At 71.9% G+C, this 26,628-nt stretch carries 6 protein-coding genes; 2 read left to right on the top strand and 4 right to left on the bottom strand.

Going from position 1 to position 26,628, the window contains the following annotated elements; translation table 11 throughout:
- Window positions 1–58: 58 nt before the first annotated feature.
- The 4 genes from NZH93_RS40275 to NZH93_RS40260 are packed head-to-tail and all read right to left on the bottom strand — an operon-like array spanning window position 59 to window position 4,008.
- Complete coding sequence (locus tag NZH93_RS40275; protein WP_259628580.1) at window positions 59–253, bottom strand: ferredoxin; 195 nt, start codon at window positions 251–253, stop codon at window positions 59–61.
- Window positions 254–295: 42 nt separating this feature from the next.
- Window positions 296–1,474, bottom strand: a complete 1,179-nt coding sequence (locus tag NZH93_RS40270) for a cytochrome P450 (protein ID WP_259628579.1) — start codon at window positions 1,472–1,474, stop codon at window positions 296–298.
- Between the two features lie 23 nt (window positions 1,475–1,497).
- Window positions 1,498–2,583 carry a DegT/DnrJ/EryC1/StrS family aminotransferase gene (locus NZH93_RS40265; RefSeq protein ID WP_259628578.1) on the bottom strand — a complete coding sequence of 362 codons (1,086 nt, stop codon included), beginning with the start codon at window positions 2,581–2,583 and terminating at the stop codon, window positions 1,498–1,500.
- A gap of 39 nt (window positions 2,584–2,622) precedes the next feature.
- On the bottom strand, window positions 2,623–4,008 hold the full coding sequence (locus NZH93_RS40260) for a glycosyltransferase (RefSeq protein WP_259628577.1): 1,386 nt from the start codon (window positions 4,006–4,008) through the stop codon (window positions 2,623–2,625).
- Between the two features lie 239 nt (window positions 4,009–4,247).
- Here NZH93_RS40260 and NZH93_RS40255 point away from each other — a divergent pair, with 239 nt between their 5' ends.
- Together NZH93_RS40255 and NZH93_RS40250 are read left to right on the top strand one after the other, a co-directional pair.
- Window positions 4,248–14,681 (top strand): type I polyketide synthase, encoded by a 10,434-nt coding sequence (locus NZH93_RS40255; protein ID WP_259628576.1) that lies wholly within the window; start codon window positions 4,248–4,250, stop codon window positions 14,679–14,681.
- Window positions 14,682–14,721: 40 nt separating this feature from the next.
- A partial coding sequence (locus tag NZH93_RS40250) for a type I polyketide synthase (protein WP_276024970.1) occupies window positions 14,722–26,628 on the top strand: 11,907 nt, incomplete at its 3' end.

The following is a 26,628-nucleotide window of genomic DNA, read 5'->3' as shown; positions in this document are numbered from 1 at the left end:
GGGGGGGTGGGGGTTGGCGCCGGCCCCCCCCCCCCACCCCCCTTCCCGCTGTCCTGCCTCAGAAACCGGTCACGTTGATGGCACCGGAGGGGCACATGTCGACGGCTTGCAGCACGGCGGCCACGTCCGGGCCCGCGGGGTGCTGGTCGAGCACCTTGACCATGCCCTCGTCGTCCTGGTCGAACAGCCCCGGCGCGTTGAGCACGCACTGCCCGGCGCCCACGCACCGTCCGTCGTTCACATCGATCCGCATGGTCCTTCTGCTCCTTCTACTTCGGGTTCGGTCCGGACGCGGTCACCAGCGCACCGGCAACGTGTGCAGTCCGAACAGGGTGCCGTCGTGCTTGAACCGCAACAGGTCCGGCGTGGTGTCCAGGGCGAGCGTCGGGACGCGCTCGAACAGCGTCCGGTAGACGATCTCCATCTCGGCCCTGACCAGGTTCTGCCCGAGGCACTGGTGCACGCCGTAGCCGAACGCCACGTGGTTGCGCGTGGTGCGGCCGGGGTCGAAGTCCTCGGGGCAGCCGAAGTTGCGGTCGTCCCGGTTGGCGCCCGCGATCAGCGGCATGATGCCCTCGCCCGCCTTGATGAGCTGTCCGCCCACCTCCACGTCCTCGACCGCGACCCGCAGGGCCACCAGGTCGGCGACGGAGTGGTAGCGCAGCAGCTCGTCGACCGCCCGGCTGTCGCCGATCCACCGCGGGTTGCCCAGCAGCGTGACGACACCGAGCGCGATGTTGTTCGCGGTGGTCTCGTGGCCCGCGATCAGCAGCAGCATCACGACACCGGTGAGCTCGCGCGGTTCCAGGTTCCCGTTGGCGAGCAGCCTGCTGACCAGGTCGTCGCCGGGCCGCTTCTGCTTGAGGGCGATCAGCCGCTCCAGGTAGCGCAGCAGCTCGCGGACGGCGACGTCGCGCTCGCCCTCGGTGGTGGTCTGGACGCTGACGAGGGTCTTCGTCCGCGACTCGAAGAAGTCCCGGTCGATGGGGGGAACGCCGAGGATCGTCGAGATGACCAGCGACGGCACGGGCAGCGCGAGCTCGGCGACCAGCTCGGCGGAGTCCCCCTTCGCGAGCATCGCGTCGATCTGCGCGTCCACGATGGACTGGATGGTCGGCTGCCACTCGCGGACCCGGCGCACGCTGAACTCGGGGATGAGCGCCTTGCGGAACCTGTCGTGCTCCGGCGGGTCCAGCCCGACGAACCAGCCGGGGATCTGGTCCTGCCGCGGCACCCCGCCGGTGACGGCGACGTTCGGGAAACCCGGCAGGGACGGGTTGGAGCTGATCCGGCGGTCGGTCAGCACCATGCGCACGTCCTCGTGCCTGGTCACCAGCCACACCGGGCACCCGGTGGGCAGCACCGAGCGCACGAGGCCGTCCCGGTCGCGGAAGTCCGCGTACTGCGGGGGCGGGAACGGCACGTCGGGTTTGCGCACCGGGAACTCCGTGACGCCCGTGTCCTGGATCGTCATGTCACGCGTCTCGTTTCCTTGGGTCAGCCGACGCCGTAGAAGGCGCGGATCCTGCCGATGATGTGGTCCTGGTCGTCCGCGGTGAGCTCGGCGTGCGTCGGCAGGTAGAGGCCGTCACGGCTGAAGCGGGTGGCTTTCAGCGACTCCCAGTCCGGGGAGAGGTAGCCGGGCTGCTGGCTCATGGGCTTGAAGAACAGCCGGGTGTCGATGCCCTCCTCCGCGAGGTACGTGCGGAGGTCGTCGCGCCGCTGCGCCCGCACGTCGTACATCCACAGCACGTCCCGCGGCGGCATGAGGATGATGCCGGGGACGTCCTTGAGACCCTTGTCGTAGCGCGTCTCGATCTCACCGCGGATCTTGAGGATCTCGTCCAGGCGCTCGGTCTGGGCCAGCGCGACCGCCGCCTGCATGTTGGTCATCCGGAAGTTGTAGCCGACCTTCTTGTGCAGGAAGCTGTGCCTCTGCTCGTCACCGGGGACCAGCCGGTCGGAGGTGGGTGCCATCGTCCGCAGGTGTGCGAGCTGGCGGGCCAGCCGGTCGTCGTCGGTGAGGCAGACGCCGCCCTCGCCCGCGGTGATGATCTTGTTGGCGAACAGCGAGAAGCACGCGATGTCGCCGACCGGCTTGACGCCGTGGGCCTCGGCGGAGTCCTCGACCACGCGCAGGTTGTAGTGGAAGGCGATGTCCATGATCGCGTCCATGTCGCACTGCCTGCCGTAGACGTGCACCGGCATGATGGCCTTGGTGCGCGGGGTGATCTTCGCCTCGATCAGCGCGGGGTCGATCGTCAGGTCGTCGCGGCAGTCGACGAACACCGGCGTGGCGCCGACGTAGTCGACCGGCCACGCCGAGGCGACCATGGTGAATTCGGGGACGATCACCTCGTCGCCGGGGCCGATGCCCAGCGCGCGCAGCGCGAGCGTGAGCGCCGCGGTGCCCGACGAGCACGCGATGCCGTGCGCGACCCCGTTGTAGTCGGCGAACGCCTGCTCGAACTGCTTGACGTAGGGTCCCTGCGCGGAGATCCAGCCGTTGGAGACCGCGCTGGTCACGTATTCCAGCTCACGTCCGGTGAGGCTGGGTTTGGTGACCGGGTACTTGAATCCCATCGGATCCTCGGTTCTGTCGGGGGACTGGGGGCGGGAAGGTCATTCGCGGCCGGACACGAGCCCCACCAGCAGGTCGGCGGCGCGTTCGCGACCGCCCGCCGCGCGCAGCAGGTCTCGGTAGTGCTCCGCGCGCTCGCGGAAGGAACTCTCGGTGAGCACCCTGGTGAGCTTGTCCACCACGTCGTCGGGGTCGAAGCCCGCCGGTCGGTCCAGGGTGAGGCTGACGCCGAAGTCCTGTCCCCGCAAGGCCTGGTCGTGGCAGTCGATCCACAGTGGACGGGAGACCAGCGGCTTGCCGAAGTACAGGCTCTCGTGGAAGCTGTTGCCGCCCGCGTGGGTGAACATGGCCTTGACGCTCGGGTGGGCCAGCGCGTCGTACTGGGAGGGGATCCAGTTCTCGACGCGCACGTTGGCAGGCACCGACCCGTCGGTCGGCAGCAGGTGCTGCTGCTCGGTCGGGAGCTTCCAGAGGAACTGGTGCTCGCCCTCCAGCCGCCGGGCGACCTCGAGCAGGTCGTCGACCTGGGGCTTGGTCAGCCGGGTGTTGGTGCCGAAGGCCATGTAGACCACGGAATCCTGCTCGGACAGCCACCGGGACATCTCCACGTCCTCCGGGGCCTCGGGCAGCGGCGGGACCACGGCACCGACGAGGCGCATGTTGCTCGGCGGCGTGAACGGGTAGTCCATCTCCGCCACGGAGTAGCACAGCACCATCTCGGCGAGTTCGACGGCGCCCATCGGCTTGCGGGCCTGCCAGGCGATCCCGAGTTCCTTGCGCTTGCGCGAGTCCTCGGCCATCATCCGCGCCATCCTCGGGTCGAGGAAGATCCCCAGCGTGCGCCAGCGGAACAGCCTGTTCTCCAGGCGCTGCAACGGGGTCATCTTCAACGGCAGGCCGGAGTGCGGCACCGGGAAGTCGGGCGAGGTGTAGGACTTGCCGAACGGCATGTAGGTGGAGACGAGGTTGCTCGGCAGGTACGGGGCGCTGAGCACGTACGGGATGTTCTTGGTGACGGCCACGTCCACGCCGAACGCCGCGGTGGTGTCGATGACCATCAGCGCGGGCTTGACCTCGTCGACCGCGGCGCTGAGGCGTTCGTACTTGGGCAGGTGCGCGCTGGGGTCGTAGCTGTGCTTGATGATCGCCTTGTGGGACTTGAACCGGGAGGGCTGGGTCACCGCGCGGTAGACCTCGTCGCTCCACGTCAGCGCGGACAGCCGCGGCTCGACCTCGCCGAGCGACCAGAACTCGACCTTGGACTTGTCCGCCAACGCCTCGACGTCCCCGCGCCGGTGCTCGTCGGTGGCGAACCAGATGTCCTGGACGCCGCGCCGGGCCAGTTCGCCTGCCAGCACGCGCAACGAGTTCATCAACCCGCTCTCCGGCAGGGTGACGAACATGATCGGCCGCCGAGGGGAATCCATGGGCTTCCTTTCCAGAATGGGCCGTGGGCGCGCGGCCGGAGGCCGGTCCCGCAGTCGTACGAGACCTTGATCTCACGGCAGCGGCCCGGAATCCCCTAGAAGAGCCCGCGGGAGCCGATCGGTCGCGCCGGGCTTCCCCGTGCGCCCCGATTGTGTAGGGAAAGCGCGGTCGGACCGCTCCTACCCTCCAGCAGGGAGTTCTCTGTCCATGCTCGAAGTGGTTGGGGTGATTCGGCGTCATGACGAACGACGTCCGCAGGCCGTCCGGTACCGGCACGTCCCAGGACACGATGGACAGCAGGCACGATCCGGTCGTGATCGTCGGTACGGCGTGCCGCCTCCCCGGCGGTGTCAGCACGCCCGCGGAGTTCTGGCGGCTGCTGGTCGACGGAGGCGACGTGTTCGGGCCGTTCCCCGACGACCGCGGCTGGGACGTGGCCGGGATCTACGACCCGGATCCGGGCAAGCCGGGCCGGACCTACGTCCGGCGCGGCGGTTTCCTCGACGACGTCGCCGGTTTCGACGCCGACTTCTTCGGCATCTCCCCGCGCGAGGCGGAGGCGATGCACCCGCAGCAGAGGCTCCTGCTGGAGGAGGCGTGGAACCTGCTCGAACGGGTCGGCGTCGACCCGACGCGGGTGCGGGGCAGTGCCGTGGGCGTGTTCATCGGGTCGGAGAACCACCAGTACGGTCCCGGCACGACGAACGCCGACGGTGGTGCGGAGGGACACCTGCACACCGGCACCGCCGCGAGCGTGAACTCCGGGCGGTTGGCCTTCCAACTGGGGCTGCGCGGGCCCGTCATGACCGTGGACACCGCCTCGTCCGGCGCGATGGTCGCCCTGCACCTGGCCGCGCGGTCGTTGCGCCACGGGGAGTGCAGGCAGGCCATCGTCGGCGGTGTCGCCGTCATGCCGACACCGGGGCCGTTCCTGGCCTTCAGCCGACAGGGCGCCCTGGCTCCCGATGGCCGGTGCAAGCCGTTCAGCGCGGACGCGGACGGCACGGCCTGGAGCGAGGGCGTCGGCCTGCTGCTCGTGGAGCGGTTGTCCTACGCGCGGGAACAGAGCCACGAGGTGCTCGCGGTCCTGCGCGGGTCCGCGGTCAACCACGATGGTGCGAGCCCGTCGCTCACGGCACCGAGCGGAGCCGCCCAGGAGCAGGTCATTCGCGACGCCCTCGCCGACGCGGGACTTCGTCCATCCGATGTGGACGCGGTGGAGGCGCACGGCACCGGGACGAGGGTGGGCGACCCGGTCGAGGTCGCTGCCCTGCAAGCGGTCTACGGCGACGGCCGGACGGCGGACGACCCGCTGTGGATCGGCTCGGTGAAGTCGAACGTCGGCCACACCCAGGGCGCCTCCGGGGTGGTCGGCGTCATCAAGATGGTCGAGGCGCTCCGGCGCGGCGTGCTGCCCAGGACGCTGCACGTGGCCTCCCCGACCCCTGAGGTCGACTGGACCTCCGGTGGCGTCGCCCTGCTCGCGGAGCAACGGGACTGGGCGGACGACGACGGGCCGCGGCGCTGCGGGGTGTCGTCGTTCGGGATCAGCGGGACGAACGCGCACGTGGTCCTGGAACAGGCTCCCGCCGTCGAACCGGCCGCCCCCACCGGCGGCGGCCCGGCCGTCGTGCCGTGGGTCCTGTCGGCGAAGTCGGCCGCCGCGGTGCGCGAGCAGGCCGCGAACCTGGTGTCGTGGCTGGCGGAACGACCGGAGCCGGGGGCCGTCGACGTCGGGCGGTCGCTGGTCGCGGACCGCACCTCGTTCGACCACCGGCTGGTCGTCGTGGGCCGGGACCGCGACGAGCTGACGTCCCGGCTGCGGGCGGCCGCCGAGGGCCTGCCGGGACTCGGCGTCGTCGGTGGCGCGGGACCCGCCGCGGACAGCCGCGAGGTCGTGATGGTCTTCGCCGGGCAGGGCTCCCAGTGGGCCGGGATGGGCAGCGCGCTGCTGGACACCTCACCCGTGTTCGCCGACTGGGTCAGCCGGTGCGACAAGGCGTTGGCGCCGTTCGTGGACTGGTCGCTGGTGGACGTGCTGCGCGGCGCGCCGGGCGCACCGGCGCTCGAAGGCGACGAGGTCGTGCAGCCCGCGCTGTGGGCCGTCATGATCTCGTTGGCCCGGATGTGGCAGTCGCTCGGCGTGCGGCCGTCGGCCGTGGTGGGGCACTCGCAGGGCGAGATGGCCGCCGCCTGCGTGGCGGGCGCGCTCTCGCTGGAGGACGGCGCGCGGATCGTGTGCCTGCGCAGCCGGATCGTCGCTCGGGAGCTGGCCGGGAAGGGCGGGCTGCTGTCCGTCACCGCCTCCCGCGCGCGGGTGGACGGGATGCTGGCGCGCTGGGACGGTCTGCTGTCGGTGGCCGCGGTCAACGGCCCGGCCAACGTCGTGGTCGCCGGTGATCTCGAGGCGCTCGCCGAGCTGGCCGCCCGGTGCGAGACCGAGGGGGTGCGTGCCAAGCGCGTGCCGATCGACTACGCGTCGCACTCGGCCCAGATGGAGGCCGTCCGCGATGAGCTGCTGGCAGGCCTGGCCGGGCTGAGCCCGCGCACGGGCGAGATTCCCTTCATGTCCACCGTCGAAGCCGACTGGGTCGACACCGCCCGGCTGGACGCGGACTACTGGTACCGGAACCTGCGCCACACCGTGCGGTTCGAGCCCGCCGTGCGGCTGCTGCTGGAGTCCGGTCACGACCTGTTCCTGGAGTCGAGCCCGCATCCGGTGCTCACGATCAGCGTCGAGGACACCATCGGGGACGTGGGTGCCGACGCCGTGTCGGTCGGGACCCTGCGCCGCGACGACGGTGACCTCGATCGCGTGCTGACGGGGCTGGGTGCCCTGTTCGCGGCCGGTGTCCCGGTGGACTGGACCGCGGTGTTCGACGGTGCCGGGACCAGGGTCGAGCTGCCCACCTACGCCTTCCAGCGCGGCCGGTTCTGGATGGACGCGAGCCCGGTGGGCTCCGGGGACCGGCCCGGTGTCGGGCATCCGTGGCTGGGCGCGGTGGTGCCGTTGGCCGGGTCCGAGGTCGTCGTGCTGACCGGCAGGCTGTCCCTGGCCGACCAGCCGTGGCTCGCCGAGCACACCGTGCTCGGCAGGCCGGTGTTCCCCGGCACCGGGTTCGTCGAACTGGCACTGCGGGCGGGACGGGAGGCGGGCCTCGACCGGATCGACTGGCTGGACCTGACGGCACCGCTGGTGCTGCCGGACCAGGACGCCCTCGTGGTGCAGGTGCGGATCGACGGCGTGAACAGCCACGACCGCCGACGCGTCGACATCCACTCCCGGCCCGAGTCCGCACCCGACTGGACCCATCACGCCACCGGAGCGCTCTCGGTCGACGAGGACGAGGCGGCGCCCGGATCCTCCGGTGCCTGGCCCCCGGTGGGCGCGGAACCTGTCGAGTTCACGAGCCGCTACCCCCGGTTGGCCGAGGCGGGACTCACCGTCGGACCGGCATACCGGGGGATCCGGTCGCTGTGGCGGCGCGGCGGCGAGGTGTTCGCTGAACTCGTGCTGCCCGAGCGGACGCGGTCGAGCGCGTTCGACCTGCACCCGGCGCTGCTGGAGACCGCGCCCAGGGCGTGGTCGTTCGCCACGGCCGACGACGCCGAAGCCGTGCCGTACCCGAAGTCCTGGGCGGACGTCGTGCTGCACGCCGTCGGTTCGCCGGTCCTGCGCGTCACCATGACCGACACCGGGGCCGACAGCACGTCGCTGGTGGCGACGGACGACCAGGGCGTGCCGGTCGTCTCGGTGGGGGCGTTCGAGACCCGGCCGGTCGCGGCCGAGGCGCTCGTGGACGTCGGCGCGATACCCGGCGCCCTGTTCGGAGTGGACTGGGTGCCCGTCGAGCCCGCGCTGCGGGATCCCGCGTCCGTCCCGGTGGTCCTGGGAGCGGACGCCCTGGGGCTCGCGGACGTCCTGCGGGACAACGGGGTCTGGGCGATCACCGCGACGAGCGCGTCGGACCTGCCCGTGGACGCCGAGCCGATCGACGTGCTGATGTGCGTCATCGGCGGCGAGCAGGACCCGGCCTCGGCGCGCGCGACGACCGAGGCCGCGTTGGACGTGGTGCGGCTGTGCCTCGACCGGAACGACTCGGACCGGCTGACGGTCGTGACCCGCGGCGCGCACACAGGACAGGACCTGGCCGCCGGAGCCGTCTGGGGAGCACTGGTCGCCGTGCAGGCGTCGCACCCCGGCCGGGTGCGCCTGGTCGACCTCGACAACTCGGAGGACGCCGTTCCGCTCCACGCGCTGGGTGCGGACGAACCGCGGCTGGCGGTGCGGGACGGGCGACTGCTCGTCCCCGTGCTCAGCCGGGTCACCGCCGGGCGCACGCCGATCGACTGGTCCCCGCAGGGCACGGTGCTGGTCGCGGGCAACCCCCAAGGGGCGGCCGGGCGGCTCGCCAAGCACCTGGAGGCCGGGCACGGGATGCGGCGCGTGGTCCTCCACGACCCCCTGGACGGGGCCGCGGTCCGCGACGTCGTGGCCGCCGAACACGCCGAAGGCCCGCTGACAGCGGTCGTCGTCGCTCCCGACCACGCCGACCGGTCGTCGTGGGACGACGCGGCACTGGCGTGGGCACTGCACGAGGCCACGCTCGACATCGGCCTCCGGGCGTTCGTCCTGTCCTCCTCCGCGGCCACGGTGCTCGGCGGGGCCGCCGTGCTCGGTGGGACCGCCGGTACCGAGGTCGCGGCGGGCGCGTACCTGAGTTCATTGGCACAGCGGCGGAACGCGCTCGGCCTGACCGCGACGGCACTGGCGTGGGGCACCTCGGCGGAAGGACTGGCCGAGACCGATCGCGCGGCCCTGATCCGCGCCGGACTGGCGCCGTTGACCGATGAGCAGGTCCTGCCCCTGTTCGACGCGGCCGTGACGGTCGACCGGCCAGTGGTCATCCCGATGGCCGTCGACCTGCGCGCGGTGCTGGCCCGCGGCGATGTGCCGCCCCTGTTCCGCGGTCTCGTGGAGCCCAAAGGGCAGGAGCCGGAGGTCGACGAGCCCCAGCCCGTCACGACCACGCGGTTCGCCCACCTCCCGGTCGACGGACGCCACCGCGCCGTGCTCGACCTCGTCCTCGCGGAGTCGGCCGTGGTGCTGGGGCGTTCCGACGCCGACCGGCTCGACCGCACGCGCGAGTTCCGCAAGCTGGGCTTCGACTCGCTGTCCGGGGTCGAGCTGCGCCACCGGCTCGTCGCGGCGCTGGAGGTGGACCTGCCGACCTCGCTGATCTACGACCACCCCACGCCCGAGCGGCTCGCGGAGTTCCTGTCCGACAGGCTGTTCGGCGAGTCCGACGCGACCGGCACCACCGCGCCGCCCGGCCCGGCCGACGCGGGCGAGCCGATCGCGATCGTCGGCATGGCCTGCCGGTTCCCCGGCGGGATCAGCTCGCCGGAGGACCTCTGGCAGTTGGTCGTCTCAGGGCGGCACGTGATCTCCGACTTCCCGACCGACCGGGGCTGGGACCTGGAAGGCCTGTTCTCGGGGGCCAGTTCGACCCGATCAGGAGGATTCCTCGACGACATCGCCGTGTTCGACTCTGACTTCTTCGGCATCTCGCCGCGCGAGGCCATGGCGATGGACCCGCAACAACGCCTGCTGCTGGAGACCTCGTGGGAGGCGTTGGAACGGTCGGGTATCGCCCCGTCCTCGGTTCGCGGTACCCAGGCCGGCGTGTTCATCGGGACGTTCGGCAGCGGGTACGCCTCCCTGGTCGCCGACCGCGACGACGCGCAGGGCTTCGTCATGACCGGGACGACCCCGAGCGTGCTGTCCGGTCGCCTGTCCTACTTCCTCGGTTTGGAAGGGCCCGCGGTCACCGTCGACACGGCGTGCTCGTCGTCGTTGGTGGCGCTGCACTGGGCCGAACAAGCACTGCGCACCGGTGAGTGCTCCCTGGCGCTCGCCGGTGGGGCCACGGTGATGTCGACCGCGGACACGTTCGTCGAGTTCTCCCGGCAGGGCGGACTGTCGTCGGACGGCCGGTGCAAGGCGTTCTCCGACTCGGCGGACGGCACCGGGTGGTCCGAGGGTGTCGGGGTGCTGGTGTTGGAGCGGTTGTCGGACGCGGAGCGCCTTGGTCACCGGGTGTTGGCGGTGGTTCGTGGTTCGGCGGTGAACCAGGATGGCGCGTCGAACGGGTTGACGGCGCCGAATGGTCCGTCGCAGCAGCGGGTGATTCGCCAGGCGTTGGCGAGTGCGGGGTTGTCGCCGTCCGAAGTGGACGTCGTGGAGGCGCACGGCACGGGTACGAAGCTGGGTGATCCGATCGAGGCGCAGGCGCTGTTGGCGACTTACGGGCAGGATCGTGACCGGCCGTTGTTGCTGGGGTCGGTCAAGTCGAACATCGGCCACTCCCAGGGCGCCGCCGGTGTCGCGGGTGTGATCAAGATGGTGATGGCCATGCAGAACGAGCTGCTCCCGAAGACGCTGCACGTGACCGAGCCCTCATCGCACGTGGACTGGTCGGCAGGCGCGGTCGAGCTGCTCACAGAGCAGGTGAAGTGGCCCGCCACCGGCAAGCCGCGTCGGGCCGCGGTGTCGTCGTTCGGGGTCAGCGGGACGAACGCGCACGTGGTGCTGGAGCAGGCCCGCGCCGTCGGTGCCCGGCCGGTGCGGACGTCGACCGATCCGGTGCCGTGGGTGCTGTCTGGCAAGTCGGCGGCCGCGGTGCGCGAGCAGGCAGGGAACTTGGTGTCCTGGTTGGCGGACCGACCCGATGTGCGGCCGGTGGACGTCGGGCATTCGCTGGTGTCGACGCGCTCGCTGTTCGATCACCGGGTCGTCGTGGTCGGTGGTGGCCGCGACGAGTTGGTCGCCGGGCTGGGTGCCGCCGCGGTGGGTGCCTCGGCACCCGGTGTGGTGTCGGGTGAGCGAGGCGAGGGGGAGCAGAAGGTCGTTTTTCTGTTCCCTGGTCAGGGTTCGCAGTGGGTCGGTATGGGTGTGGCGTTGTTGGACGCTTCGCCGGTGTTCGCGGAGTCGATCGCTCGTTGTGCGGAGGCTTTGGTTCCGTTCGTGGGGTGGTCGTTGGTGGATGTGTTGCGGGGTGTGGAGGGTGCGCCGCTGCTTGCGGGTGATGATGTGGTGCAGCCGGTGTTGTGGGCTGTGATGGTGTCGTTGGCGGTGGTGTGGCGGTCGTGGGGTGTTGTTCCGGCCGCGGTGGTGGGTCATTCGCAGGGTGAGATCGCGGCGGCGTGTGTGGCTGGTGCTTTGTCCCTTGAGGACGGTGCGCGGATCGTGTGCCTGCGCAGCCGTTTGGTGGCGAATGAGCTGTCCGGTCAGGGTGGGATGGTGTCGGTGACGGCGTCCCGCGCGGATGTGGAGGCGCGGCTGGCCGAGTGGGACGGTCGACTGTCGGTCGCGGCGGTGAACGGTCCGTCGAACGTGGTTGTGTCCGGTGAAGTGGATGCGCTGGAGGAGCTGGTCGACTCCTGCGTCGGCGATGGCGTGCGGGCGAAGAAGGTCGCTGTCGCGTACGCGTCGCACTCGGCTCAGATGGAGCAGTTGGAGGGCGCGATCCTGGACGGGTTGGCGGTTCTCCGGCCGCGGTCGAGTGAGGTGCCGTTCCTGTCGACGGTGACGGGTGACTGGCTGGACACCTCGACGATGGATGCGGGTTATTGGTTCCGGAACTTGCGCGAGACGGTTCAGTTGGAGACGGCTCTGCGGGTGTTGTTGGAGTCCGGACACAGTGTGTTCTTGGAGTCGAGTCCGCATCCGATCCTGACGGTGGGTGTTGAGGACACGATCGAGGACGCTGGCGCGGATGCCGTGCTGGTGGGTTCGTTGCGGCGTGACGATGGCGGTCTGGACCGGGTGTTGGCGGGGCTCGGGTCGCTGTTCGTGGCGGGTGTTCCGGTGGACTGGGCGTCGGTGTTCGGTGGTGCCGGGGTGCGGGTTGATCTGCCGACTTATGCCTTCCAGCACGAGCGGTACTGGCCGGACCCCACCGCCGGTGTCGGTCTGACCCTGACGTCGGTCGACGTCGCGGACGGACTGGGAACGGTCGTCAGCGGAGAGCTGTCGATCCGGCAGTTGCCGTGGCTGGTCGACCACGTCGTGGCGGGCCGGGTGTTCTTCCCCGGCACCGGTTTCGTGGAGTTGGTGACCAGGGCTGCCGACGAGGTCGGGTGTGACCGCATCGAGGAACTGACGTTGACCGCGCCGCTGGTGCTGCCCGCCGACGGCGTCGTCCCGGTGCAGGTGTGGCTCGGCCCGGCGGATGAGTCGGGCCGCCACGAGTTCGGCGTGTTCTCCCGTGGCGCGGACGACGAGTGGGTGCGGCACGCCGGCGGCGCGGTCGTGGCCGGGGCCACGACCGTCGACACGGCGTTCGCGGCCGGGCAGTGGCCGCCGCGCGACGCCGAGCCGGTCCCGATCGAGGGCTTCTACGAGGAGATCGTGGACGCCGGCCTGGCTTACGGGCCGATGTTCCGCGGTCTGGTGGAGGTCTGGCAGCGGGGTGACGAGGTCTTCGCGGAGACGGCGCTGCCCGACGCCATCCAGGACCAGGCGGGCGCCTACGGACTGCACCCCGCGCTGTTCGACGCGGTGCTGCACCCGGTGTTCATCGCGGACCTCGGGGTCGAGCCGGGCGCCCTGCCGTTCTCCTGGGAGGGCGTCAGCCTGCACGCGACCGGGGCGTCCTCGCTGCGGGTGCGGATGACGCGGACCGGCGACACCGTGTCGATCGTGGCCGCGGACCACACCGGCGCGCCGGTCGTGGCCGTCGAGTCGCTGTCCATGCGCTTGATGTCCGCCGACCGGACGACTGGCTCCGGTCAGGCCCGCGACTCGCTGTTCGCGGTGGACTGGACGTTCGTCCGGCCGGAGACGACCGCCGACCTCGGCGTGCCGATCGTGCTCGGACCGGACGTGCTCGGGGTCGGCGCCGGACTGCGGGCCTCGAACGTCACCTTCGGCGAGGCCGCGGACCTGGCCGCACTGCGAGAGGGCGGCGCGGTGCCGAAGGTGGTGATCACCTCGGTCGCGGGCGACCACGACGTGGTCGCGTCGACGCACCGGTCGACCGGTGACCTGCTCGAGGTGCTCCAGCAGTGGCTGGCGAACGAGGAACTGGCGGACTCGCGGCTGGTGCTCGTGAGCCGGGGCGCGGTGTCCGGTGACGACCTGGTGGCCTCGGCGGCCTGGGGCCTGGTCCGCTCGGCCCAGGTCGAGAACCCGGACCGGTTCGTCCTGGTCGACTGGGACGGCGGGGACCTGCCGCTGGCCGCGGTCCTCGGGTCGGGTGAGTCCCAGGTCCTGCTGGCGGAGGGGGAGATTCGCGTCGGCCGGTTGGGCCGGATGTCCGGGGTCGACCCCGAACCGCACCTCGGCTGGGACCCCGACGGCACCGTGCTGGTCACCGGCGGGACCGGCGGCCTCGGCGGGGCGCTGGCCAGGCACCTGGTCGTGGAGCACGGGATGCGGAACCTGCTGCTGCTGAGCCGTTCGGGCCCGGCGGCCCCTGGAGCCACCGGGCTCGTGGCCGACCTGGAGGCGCACGGCGCTTCCGTGGAGGTCGCGAAGTGCGACACGGCAGACCGTGACGAGGTGGCCGCGGTGCTGGCGCGGATCCCGGCCGACCGCCCCCTGACCGCCGTGGTCCACACGGCGGGTGTCCTGGACGACGGGGTGGTCGAGTCCATGACGCGGGACCGGGTGTCCGGCGTGCTGCGGCCCAAGGTCGACGGCGGCTGGCACCTGCACGAGCTGACGCGGGGGACGCCGCTGCGGGGCTTCGTCGTCTTCTCGTCCGTGGTCGGCGTGATGGGGAACGGCGGTCAGTCCGGCTACGGCGCCGGGAACGCGTTCCTGGACGGCCTGGTGGCCAAGCGGCGCGCGGCGGGGCTCCCCGGTGTGTCGCTGGCGTGGGGCGTGTGGGACTCCGGCACGGGGATGACGGGGAGCCTGCTGGACCGGGACCTGGCGCGGTTGGGCCGGGACGGCGTCGGCGTGCTGTCCGTGCCCGACGGGCTGGGGTTGTTCGACGTGGCGGTCGGGTCCGGCGCGGTGACCGCGGTTCCGGTGCGCTGGGACTGGACGGCCCTGCGTTCCCGACTGGTGGTGCCGTGCGTGCTGCGCGGGCTGTTGGGCGTACGACGTCGAGCGGTCGGGGGCGGTTCTCCCGGTACCGCCCCCGAAGGTCTCGCGGGACGCCTGCGCGGGCTGGGACCGGAGGAGGCGCGGTCCGCGGTGATGGCCGTGGTGCGCTCCGAGGTGGGTGTCGTCCTGGGACTGGGCGCCGCCGGGGTCGAGATGGGGCGGGAGTTCCGGAAGCTGGGGTTCGACTCCCTGCTGGGCGTGGAACTGCGCAACCGGCTCGGCGTGGTGACGGGGCTGAGGCTGCCCGCGACGCTGGTGTACGACCACCCGTCGCCGGAGGCCGTCGCCGACTACATCATCGAGGACGTCACCGCGGGCGACCCGACTGTGCGGCCCGGTTCCCCTCTGGACGAGCTCGACCGGCTGGAACGCGCGCTGAACGCGGCACCACCGCAGGAGGACGAGCACAAGGCGATCGCCGACCGCCTGGAGGTGCTCGCGCTGCGCTTCCGGCAGCCGATGCGGTCGACGGCCGCGCGCTCCGAGGACGAGATCAAGTCGAGTTCCGTTGGTGAACTCCTCGACCTGATCGACCAGGAGTTCGGCCCCGCCTGAACGACCATTCTGCCCGAGCTTCACGGTGAGGAACTCTGAAATGCAGGAAGAACAGCAGGACAAGGTCGTCGACTACCTCAAGCGGGTCACGGTCGACCTGCGCAACGCCCGCCAGCGCGTGCAGGAGCTGGAGCTGCGGGACCACGAGCCGATCGCGATCGTGGGGATGGGGTGCCGGTATCCGGGCGGGGTGCGGTCGCCGGAGGACCTGTGGCGGTTGGTGGCGGACGGTGTCGACGCGATCACGGAGTTCCCGGCCGACCGCGGGTGGGACGTGGAGGCCCTCTACGACCCGGACCCCGACCACCTGGGGACGTCCTACGCCCGGTCCGGTGGCTTCCTGCACGACGCGGGCGACTTCGACGCGGGGTTCTTCGGGTTGAGCCCGCGCGAGGCGATGGCGACGGACTCGCAGCAGCGGCTGTTGCTGGAGACCTCGTGGGAGGCGCTGGAGCGGGCCGGGATCGACCCGCGGTCGTTGCGCGGCAGTCGGACCGGTGTCTTCGCGGGCGTGATGTACAGCGACTACACCGACCTGCTGACCGGTGACCAGTTCGAGGGCTACCGCAGCACCAGCAGCGCGCCCAGCGTGGCGTCCGGCCGGGTGTCGTACTCCTTCGGCTTCGAGGGCCCCGCGGTGACCGTGGACACGGCGTGCTCGTCGTCGCTGGTGGCGCTGCACCTCGCCGCGCAGGCCCTGCGCGGCGGTGAGTGCACGCTCGCGTTGGCGGGCGGCGTGGCGGTGATGTCGACGCCCGGCCTGTTCATCGAGTTCTCCCGGCAGCGCGGCATGTCGCCGGACGGCCGGTGCAAGTCGTTCTCCGACTCGGCGGACGGCGCGGGCTGGTCCGAGGGCGCGGGCATGGTCGTGCTGGAGAAGCTGTCCGACGCTCGGCGCCACGGCCATCGGGTGCTGGCCGTGATCCGCGGTTCCGCGGTGAACCAGGACGGCGCGTCCAACGGTCTGACGGCGCCGAACGGTCCGTCGCAGCGGCGGGTCATCAAGCAGGCGCTGGCGAACTCGGGTGTGTCACCGTCCGAAGTGGACGTCGTGGAGGCGCACGGCACCGGCACGACCCTGGGTGACCCGATCGAGGCACAGGCGCTGTTGGCGACCTACGGTCAGGACCGTGAGCGGCCGCTGCTGCTGGGGTCGATCAAGTCCAACATCGGCCACTCGCAGTCCGCGGCGGGTGTGGCGGGTGTGATCAAGATGGTCATGGCCATGCGGCACGGTGTCGTGCCGAAGACGCTGCACGTGGACGAGCCGTCCTCGCACGTGGACTGGTCGGCGGGCGCGGTCGAGCTGCTGACCGAGCAGGCCGCCTGGCCCGAGACCGGCAGGCCGCGGCGGTCCGCGGTGTCGTCGTTCGGGATCAGCGGCACCAACGGTCACGTGGTGCTGGAACAGGCTCCCGACGAGGAGGCCGCCACCGTGGCGGAGGCTCCTGCCTCCCTGCTGCCATGGGTGGTGACGGGCAAGTCCGCTGCCGCGGTGCGCGATCAGGCCGCGAACCTGGTGTCGTGGTTGGCCGAGCGGCCGGACCTGCGACCTGTGGACGTCGCGCACTCGTTGGTGTCGTCGCGTTCGCTGTTCGACCACCGGGTGGTCGTGGTCGGCGGTGACCGCGATGAGCTGGTGGCCGGACTCGGTGCCGCCGCGGCGGGTACCTCGGCGCCGGGAGTGGTGTCGGGTGTACGGGATGACACCGATCGCAAGGTCGTGTTCCTGTTCCCTGGTCAGGGTTCGCAGTGGATCGGTATGGGTGTGGCGTTGTTGGACGCTTCGCCGGTGTTCGCGGAGTCGATCGCTCGTTGTGCGGAGGCTTTGGTTCCGTTCGTGGGGTGGTCGTTGGTGGATGTGTTGCGGGGTGTGGAGGGTGCGCCGCTGCTTGCGGGTGATGATGTGGTGCAGCCGGTGTTGTGGGCTGTGATGGTGTCGTTGGCGGTGGTGTGGCGGTCGTGGGGTGTTGTTCCGGCCGCGGTGGTGGGTCATTCGCAGGGTGAGATCGCGGCGGCGTGTGTGGCTGGTGCTTTGTCCCTTGAGGACGGTGCGCGGATCGTGTGCCTGCGCAGCCGTTTGGTGGCGAACGAGCTGTCCGGGCGGGGTGGGATGGTGTCGGTGACGGCGTCCCGCGCCGATGTGGAGTCGCGGCTCGTGCAGTGGGATGGGCGGTTGTCGGTCGCGGCGGTGAATGGTCCGTCGAACGTCATCGTCTCGGGTGAGGTCGAGGCGTTGGACGAGTTGATCGACTCCTGCGTCGGCGATGGCGTGCGGGCCAAGAAGGTCGCTGTCGCGTACGCGTCGCATTCGGCTCAGATGGAGCAGTTGGAGGGCGCGATCCTCGACGGGCTGGCGGTTCTCCGGCCGCGGTCGAGTGAGATCCCCTTCCTGTCGACCGTCACGGGTGACTGGCTGGACACCTCGACGATGGACGCGGGCTACTGGTTCCGGAACCTGCGCGAGACGGTCCAACTGGAGACCGCTCTGCGGGTGCTGGTGGAGTCCGGGCACACCGCTTTCCTGGAGTCGAGTCCGCACCCGATCCTGACGGTGGGTGTAGAAGACACGATCGAGGACGCTGGCGCGGATGCCGTGCTGGTGGGTTCGTTGCGGCGGGACGACGGTGGCCTGGACCGGGTGTTGGCGGGGCTCGGGTCGCTGTTCGTGGCGGGTGTCCCGGTGGACTGGGCATCGGTGCTCGGTGGTGCCGGGACGAGGGTCGACCTTCCGACGTACGCCTTCCAGCACGAGCGGTACTGGCCCGAGGCCACGGCAGGCGTGGGCGACGTGTCGGGCGCGGGCCTGGTGGCTGTGGGGCACCCGCTGCTCGGCGCCGCTGTGACGATCGGCGGTGGCCAGGGCACGGTCGTCACGGGCCAGCTCTCGGCCAGGTCGCTGCCGTGGCTGGCAGACCACGTCGTGGCCGGTCGGATCCTGTTCCCCGCCGCGGGTGTGGTGGAGTTGGTGACCAGGGCGGCCGACGAGGTCGGGTGCGCTGGCATCGAGGAACTCGTGCTGACGGCGCCGCTGGTGGTGCCGGAGCACGGCGCGGTGTCGGTCCAGGTGTGGTTGGGGACCCCGGACGAGTCCGGCCGCCGTGAACTCGGTGTGTTCTCGCAGAGTTCAGAGGACGAGTGGGTGCGGCACGCCGGTGGCGTGGTGGCCCGCGACGCCGGGACCGCGGCGGAGTGCGGCTTCGCCGCCGGGGTGTGGCCGCCGCAGGGCGCCGAGCCGGTCGCGACGCCGGACGGCGAGTCCCCCGTGCGGCTCTGGCGGCGCGGGGGCGACGTCTTCGCCGAGGTGGGCCTGCCCGAGCAGGACACCGGGGACCGGTCGTACGCGATCCACCCGGTGCTGCTGGACTCCGTGACGCGGGCGGTCGCCGCACTCGACCACACCGCGCCCGGCCAGGTCGTCGTGCCGTCGGAGCTGACCGGGATCTCGCTGTACGCGACCGGCGCCACGTCCCTCCGCGTCCACGTGGCGCGCGACGGCGACCGGGTCTCGCTGGTGGCCGCGGACGCCGCGGGTGACGCGGTGCTCGCCATCGGCTCGGTGGCCTTCCGGGCGCTGTCCGACCACGAGGTGACCGGGCTGGGCGGGAGGCCGCAGGACTCGGTCTACCACCTGGAGTGGACGCCGGTCGCCGCGGTCGCCGAGGCCGACCTCGGCGTGCCCGCGGTGCTCGGACCGGACCCGCTGGACCTGCGCGGACGGCTGACCGCCGCGGGTCGGTCGGTCGACGAGGTACCGGACCTGGCCTCGTTGCGGGTGTCCGGCGTGCCGTCCGTGGTGCTCGTCGCGGTGGTCGGCGGGGACGACGTGGTCGCGTCGGCGCACGGGTGCGTCGGCGGAGCACTGGACCTGCTCCAGGAGTGGCTGGCCGACGACGGGTTCGCCGGATCGCGGCTGGTGTTCGTGACCCGCGGCGCGACCGACGGCCGTGACCTGGGCGCCGCCGCGGTGTGCGGGCTGGTGCGGTCGGCGCAGACCGAGAACCCGGACCGGTTCTTCCTGCTGGACCTGGACGACGAGGACGACCTCGCCGCCGGGGTGACCGCCCTGCTGGGCTCGGGCGCTCCGCAGGTGGCGGTGCGGGACGGTGTCGCGCGGGCGGCGCGCCTCGTCCGGCTGGCCAAGGACGTGGAGGTGCGACCGCTGGGCTGGGACCCCGACCGCACGGTGCTGATCACCGGTGGCGGCGGGATCGGCGGCCGGGTCGCCCGGCACCTGGTCGTCGCACACGGGATGCGGCACGTGCTGCTGGCCAGCCGCCGCGGCCCGCTGGCCGACGACGTCGCGGACCTCGTGGCGGAGATCGCCGCCGCGGGCGCGGAGTGCCGCGTGGTCGCGTGCGACGTCTCCGACCCCGAGGCCCTCCGGGAACTGGTGGCCGCGGAGACCGCGGGCCGTGGTCTCACAGCCGTGGTGCACACCGCGGGCGTCCTGGACGACGGTGTCGTGACGTCGGTGTCCCGCGACCGGGTGTCGGGGGTGCTGCGTCCCAAGGTGGACGGCGGCTGGTCGCTGCACGAGCTGACCCGCGACCTGGGGCTGCGGGGCTTCGTCGTGTTCTCCTCCCTGGCCGGTGTGGTCGGGAACGGCGGGCAGGGCGGCTACTCGGCCGGGAACGCGTTCCTGGACGGCCTGGTGGCGGCACGCCGACGGGAAGGGCTGCCGGGCGTCTCGCTCGCCTGGGGCGCGTGGGATTCCGGTGTCGGGATGACCGGCGGATTGCTGGAACGGGACCTGGCGCGGTTGGGCCGGGACGGCCTGGCGGAGTTGTCGGTCGACGAGGGCCTCGGCCTGTTCGACGCGGCCGTCGGGTGCGGCGTGGCCAACGCGGTACCGGTGAAGTGGGACTGGAGCGCGCTGCGCTCGCGGTTGACCACGCCGTGGGTGCTGCGCGGGCTTGTCGGAGTACGACGCCGGGTGGCGGGCACCGGGACGGCCGTGGCCGAGGGTGGCCTGGCCGGGCGGCTGCGCGGGATGGGCCCGGTGGACGCGCGCGGTGTCGTGACGGACCTGGTGTGCGCCGAGGTGGGCGTGGTGCTGGGACTGGGCTCCGGCGGTGTGGAGGTGACGCGGGAGTTCCGGAAGCTGGGGTTCGACTCCCTGCTGGGGGTCGAACTGCGCAACCGGCTGGGTGTCGTGACGGGGCTGAGGCTGCCCGCCTCGCTGGTCTACGACCACCCGACCCCGGAGGCCGTCGCCACCTTCATCCTCCAGGAGGTCCTCGGCGGGGGCGAGCGGCCGGGCGCGGTGGCACCGGTCGCGTCCGCGACGACCGACGACCCGATCGTGATCGTCGGCATGGCCTGCCGGTTCCCCGCAGGGGTCTCCAGCCCGGAAGACCTCTGGCAGTTGCTCACCACGGGCGGTGACGCGATCTCCGACTTCCCCTCCGACCGGGGCTGGGACTTGGACGGCGTCTTCACCCCGCGCGACGGGCGCAACGCCAGCATCACCCGGTCCGGCGGCTTCCTGGACGACGTGACGGGCTTCGACGCCGCCTTCTTCGAACTGTCGCCCCGTGAGGCGACCGCGATGGACCCGCAGCAGCGACTGCTGCTCGAGGTGGCCTGGGAGTCGTTGCAGCGCGCCGGGATCGACCCGCGGGCGATCCACGGCAGCCAGGCCGGGGTGTTCGTCGGGACCAACGGCCAGACCTACAGCTCGGTCCTCGCGGGGACCGACTACGAGCTCGAAGGGCACGCCGCCACCGGGACCGCGGCGAGCGTCATGTCCGGGCGCCTGTCGTACTTCCTCGGGGTCGAGGGCCCCGCGGTGACCGTGGACACGGCGTGTTCGTCGTCGTTGGTGTCGCTGCACCTCGCCGCGCAGGCCCTGCGCGGCGGCGAGTGCTCGTTGGCGCTGGCCGGCGGTGTGTCGATGATGTCCACCCCCGACGTGTTCGTGGCGTTCTCCCAGCAGGGGGTGCTGTCCGAGGACGGCCGGTGCAAGGCGTTCTCCGACACGGCCGACGGCACCAGTTGGTCCGAGGGCGTCGGGATGCTGGTGCTGGAGCGGTTGTCGGACGCCGAACGCCTCGGCCACCGGGTGTTGGCGGTGGTTCGTGGTTCGGCGGTGAACCAGGACGGTGCGTCGAACGGGTTGACGGCGCCGAACGGTCCGTCGCAGCAGCGGGTCATCCGCCAGGCGCTGGCGAACTCGGGTGTGTCACCGTCCGAAGTGGACGCCGTCGAGGCGCACGGCACGGGCACCAAGCTGGGGGACCCGATCGAAGCGCAGGCGCTCCAGGCGACCTACGGACAGGACCGCGACCGCCCGCTGTGGCTGGGGTCGGTCAAGTCCAACATCGGCCACACCCAGGCCGCGGCCGGTGTCGCGGGTGTGATCAAGATGGTCATGGCGATGCGGCACGGTGTGCTGCCGGAGACGTTGCACGTGACCGAGCCGTCGTCCCACGTGGACTGGACGGCCGGTGCCGTGGAGTTGCTGACCGAGCGGAAGCCCTGGCCAGCGGTGGATCGGCCGCGTCGTTCGGCGGTGTCGTCGTTCGGCATCAGCGGCACGAACGCGCACGTGGTCCTGGAGCAGGCTCCTGTGGTGGAGTCCGACGATCGGGCGGTGGTCCCGGACGTCGTGGTGCCGTGGGTGGTGTCGGGCAAGACTGCCGCCGCGGTGGACGAGCAGGTCACACGGTTGCGGTCGTGGGTCGATGAACGGCCCAGGCTGAGCGCGGTGGATGTCGGTCTGTCGCTGGCCGTGGCGCGGTCGCACTTCGACCACCGCGTGGCCCTGGTCGGCGACGCGGTCGTCGAGGGCGTCGCCGGTCGCGGTCGGGTCGGTGTGGTGTTCTCCGGTCAGGGGTCGCAGAGGCTCGGGATGGGTCGTGGGTTGTACGACCGGTTCCCGGTGTTCGCCACCGCCTTCGACGCCGTCGTCGCGGAGTTCGACGCCGTGCTGGACGGTTCGCTGCGGGACGTGGTGTGGGGTGAGGACCAGGAGGCCCTGAACCGGACGGGGTGGGCTCAGCCCGCGTTGTTCGCGGTCGAGGTGGCGTTGTTCCGGTTGGTGGAATCCTGGGGTGTCCGGCCGGAAGTCGTGGCCGGGCACTCGCTGGGGGAGATCTCGGCCGCTCACGTGGCCGGGGTGTTGACCCTGGCGGACGCGTGCGCGCTGGTGTCGGCTCGCGCTCGGTTGATGGAGGCCCTGCCGTCGGGTGGGGCGATGCTGGCGGTCGCGGCGACCGAGGACGACGTGCTGCCGCTGCTGGTGGGCGCCGAGGTGTCGGTGGCCGCGGTCAACGGGCCGTCGTCGGTGGTCGTCTCCGGGGCCCTCGCCGCGGTGGAGCGGATCGCCGCCGAGGTGGCGGATCGGGGCTGGAAGCACCGTCGGCTGGCGGTGTCGCACGCCTTCCACTCACCGCTGGTGGACCCGATGCTGGCCGACTTCGAGGCGGCCATCGCGTCGATCTCCCTCTACGAACCGCAGATCCCGGTGGTGTCCAACGTGACCGGGGTGGTCGCGACCGCGGCGGAGATCTGCGCGACCGGGTACTGGGTGCGGCACGTGCGCGAGCCGGTGCGGTTCGCCGACGGCGTCGCCGCGATGGACGTGGACGTCGTGCTGGAACTGGGGCCCGACGGTGTCCTCTCGGCCATGGTCGCCGAGATCGTGCCCGACGTGGCCGCCGTCCCGATCCTGCGCAAGGACCGGGGTGAGGACGTCGCCGCGGTGACGGCGTTGGCCTCGCTGCACACCCATGGGGTGCGGATCGACTGGCAGGCGTTCTTCGCAGGCACGGGCGCGGAACTGGTCGACCTGCCGACCTACGCCTTCCAGCACCGGCGCTTCTGGCCGGAGCCGGGGACGGGTACCGGGGACCTGACCGGCGCGGGCCTGGTGTCGGTCGGACATCCCCTGCTGGGTGCCGTCGTGGAACTGGCCGTTGACGACGGCGTGGTGCTCACCGGCCGGTTGTCGCCGCGGGCCCAGCCCTGGTTGGCCGACCACGCGATCCTGGGCCGGGTGCTGTTCCCCGGCACGGGTTTCGTCGAGCTGGCGCTGCGCGCCGGCGACGAGGTGGGCTGCGACCGGCTCGACGAGTTGACGCTGACGTCCCCGCTGGTGCTGCCCCAGGACGGGACCGTCTCGGTGCAGGTGCGGGTCGCCGCGAGCGACGATCGTGGCCAACGGCGCATCGGGATCTTCGCCCGGCTCGTCGACGACGCGGAGTGGACTCAGCACGCGGCGGGTGTACTGGGCTCCGGCGAACCGGACGAGGCGTTCGACACCGAGACCTGGCCGCCCGCGGGCGCCCGGCCCGTCGGGCTCGACGGCTTCTACGAACGGCTGCTCGACTCCGGGTTCGACTACGGCCCGGTGTTCCAGGGCCTGCGCTCCGTCTGGGCGCGAGGCGAGGAGTACTTCGCCGAGGTGCGGCTCCCCGACGACACCGCGGGCAAGGCGGGCCAGTTCGGCCTGCACCCGGCGCTGCTCGACGCGGCGCTGCACACGACCAGCCTGATGCCGTTGGGCGACCGGAGCCGGTTGCCGTTCGCCTGGCAGGGCGTGAGCCTCGGCGCCGCGGGCGCCTCGGTGGTGCGGGTGCGACTGGTGACCGTGGGTGAAGACGCCGTGTCGCTGGTCGCGGTGGACGGCGCGGGGCAGGTCGTCGTGTCGGTCGACTCGTTGGTGCTGCGCGCGGTGAACGCCGAACAGCTATCGACGTCCCGTTCCCCCGACTCGCTCCACCGCGTCGACTGGACGCCTGTGCGAGCGACGGCTTCCGACACCGGGGCGGTCGTGCTCGGACCGGACGTCCTCGGGATCCGGGAGGCGCTGCACGCGTCCGAGACCGCCGACCTGGCCTCGTTGGCCGGGCTCGACGACGTCCCGCCCGCGGTCGTGGTGCCCTTGTCCGGGGAGGGCGGCGACGTCGTGCGGTCGGCGCACGAGCTGGCCGCCCGTGCGCTCGGACTGGTGCAGGAATGGGTGGGCGTCAAGGCGTTCGCCCGGTCACGACTGGTGTTCGTGACCCGAGGGGCCACGACCGGCGCCGACCCCGCCGCGGCGACGGTGTGGGGACTCGTGCGGACGGCCCAGACCGAGAACCCCGGCCGGTTCCGGCTGGTCGACATCGACGCCGGGACCCCGGCGCTGCTCGACGCCCTCGGTACCGACGAACCGCAGGTGCTCGTGCGCGGCGACGAGGTCCTCGTTCCCCGACTGGCCCGCGTCACCGCCCCGCCGTCGGGGTTCTCCTGGGACCCGGACGGCACCGTGGTGATCACCGGTGCGACCGGTGGCCTCGGCCGGGAGGTGGCCAAGCACCTGGTCACCACCCGTGGCGTGCGGCACCTCCTGCTGCTGGGCCGCCGAGGTCCGGCCGCCGAGGGCGCGCGCGAACTCGTGGCGGAACTGGCGGAGCACGGTGCCACCGCGATGCTCGTGGCCTGCGACGTGGCCGACCGCGACGCACTGGACGCGGCGTTGGCGACCGTGCCGGACGAGCACCCGCTCAGCGTCGTGGTGCACGCGGCGGGAACGCTGGACGACGGCGTGGTCGACTCGCTCACCCCCGACCGCCTCGATGCCGTGCTGCGCGGCAAGGTGGACGCCTCCTGGAACCTGCACGAGGCGACCCGCGACCACGAGCTGGCGGGCTTCGTCGTGTTCTCGTCCGTCGCCGGACTCCTGGGCAACGCCGGACAGGCGAGCTACGCGGCCGGGAACACCTTCCTGGACTCCCTGGCCGAACACCGCCGCAACCACGGCTTGGCGGCGGTCTCGCTGGCCTGGGGCGCGTGGGACCCGAACATCGGGATGATCGCGGGCCTGACGGACACCGACCGCGGCCGGATCGCCAGGGAAGGCGTCGTCGCGCTGACGGTCGAGCAAGGGCTGGAACTGTTCGACATGGCGCTCGGCCACGACGAGGCCGTCCTGGCCCCGGCGCTGCTGGACCTGCCCGCGGTGCGGGCGAAGGGCGACGTGCCCGCGTTGCTGCGCGGCCTGATCCCGACGCGCGTCCGCCGGGCGATGGCCCGGTCGTCCGCCGAGACCGCGGACGGCCTGGCACGCCTGCTCGTGCCGCTGTCCCCGCCGGAACGCCAGGTACTGGTGCGGGACATGGTCCGTGCCCAGGTCGCGGGCGTGCTCGGGCACGCGGACTCCGCCGGGGTCGACCCGAACCGCACCTTCCAGGAACTCGGCCTCGACTCCTTGACCGCCGTGGAGCTGCGCAACAGGCTGAACGCGACGACCGGGCTGACGCTGCCCGCGACGCTGGTCTTCGACTACCCGACCGCGTCCACCCTGACCGGCTTCCTGCTCGACGAACTGCTCAGCGCGGGCGCCGAGGAACTGGTGCCGGTCCACGCCCTGCCTTCGGTCGCCGACGACCCCGTCGTGATCGTGGGCATGGGCTGCCGCTACCCCGGCGGGGTGCGGTCGCCGGAAGACCTGTGGCGACTGGTCCGGGACGAGGTCGACGCGGTGTCCGACTTCCCCGCCGACCGAGGCTGGGACCTCGACGAGCTGTTCGACCCGGACCCGGACAACACCGGCACGTCCTACGCGAGCACCGCCGGTTTCCTCCACGAGGCCGGTGACTTCGACGCGGGGTTCTTCGGGTTGAGCCCGCGCGAGGCGATGGCGACGGACTCGCAGCAGCGGCTGCTGCTGGAGGTGTCCTGGGACGCGTTGGAGGGCGCGGGCATCGACCCGTTGTCCTTGCGCGGCAGCAAGACCGGCGTCTTCGCGGGCGTGATGTACAGCGACTACGGCGACCTGCTGTCGGGGGTGGAGTTCGAAGGCTTCCGCGGCAACGGGAGCGCGCCCAGCGTGGCCTCGGGCAGGGTGTCCTACTCGATGGGGTTCGAGGGCCCCGCGGTGACCGTGGACACGGCCTGCTCGTCGTCGCTGGTGACGATGCACCTCGCCGCACAAGCCCTGCGCAGCGGCGAGTGCTCGCTGGCGTTGGCCGGTGGTGTCACGGTGATCTCGAAGCCGGACCTGTTCATCGAGTTCTCCCGCCAGCGCGGACTGGCCCCCGACGGCCGGTCCAAGCCGTTCTCGGACTCCGCCGACGGCGTGGGCTGGGCCGAGGGCGTCGGCATGGTCGTGCTGGAGCGGTTGTCGGACGCCCAGCGCCTCGGTCACCGGGTGTTGGCGGTGGTTCGTGGTTCGGCGGTGAACCAGGACGGCGCGTCGAACGGGTTGACGGCGCCGAATGGTCCGTCGCAGCAGCGGGTGATCCGGCAGGCGTTGGCGAGTGCGGGGTTGTCGCCGTCCGAAGTGGACGTCGTGGAAGCGCACGGCACGGGCACCACCCTGGGTGACCCGATCGAGGCCCAGGCACTGCTGGCCACCTACGGGCAGGATCGTGACCGGCCGCTGCTGCTGGGGTCGATCAAGTCCAACATCGGCCACTCCCAGGCCGCCGCCGGTGTCGCCGGCGTGGTGAAGATGGTCATGGCGATGCGGAACGGCGTGGTACCCAAGACGCTGCACGTGACGCGGCCGTCGTCGCACGTGGACTGGTCGGCAGGCGCCGTGGAGCTGTCCACCGAGCGCACCGACTGGCCGGAGGTCGGCAGGCCGCGCCGGGCCGCGGTGTCGTCGTTCGGCATCAGCGGCACGAACGCGCACCTGATCCTGGAGCAGGCTCCGGGCATCGAAGTGGCGGAGCCGGTCGGTGACGAGCCGGTCGCGGTGCCGTGGGTGCTGTCGGGCAAGTCCGCTGCCGCGGTGCGTGCCCAGGCCGCGAACCTGGTGTCCTGGTTGGCGGACCGACCCGATGTGCGTCCGGTGGACGTCGGGCACTCGCTGGTGGCGTCCCGGTCGACCTTCGACCACCGGCTGGTCGTGGTGGGCGGTGACCGCGACAAGCTCGTGGCCGGGCTCCGCGCCGCCGCCGAAGGCCTGCCCGGTGACCTGGTCGTCGGTGGTGATGGTCCAGCCGGGGTCGACCGG

This window comes from Umezawaea endophytica, assembly GCF_025061645.1.
Classification (GTDB): Bacteria; Actinomycetota; Actinomycetes; order Mycobacteriales; family Pseudonocardiaceae; genus Umezawaea; species Umezawaea endophytica.
This window is presented reverse-complemented; position numbering and strand designations above follow the sequence as displayed.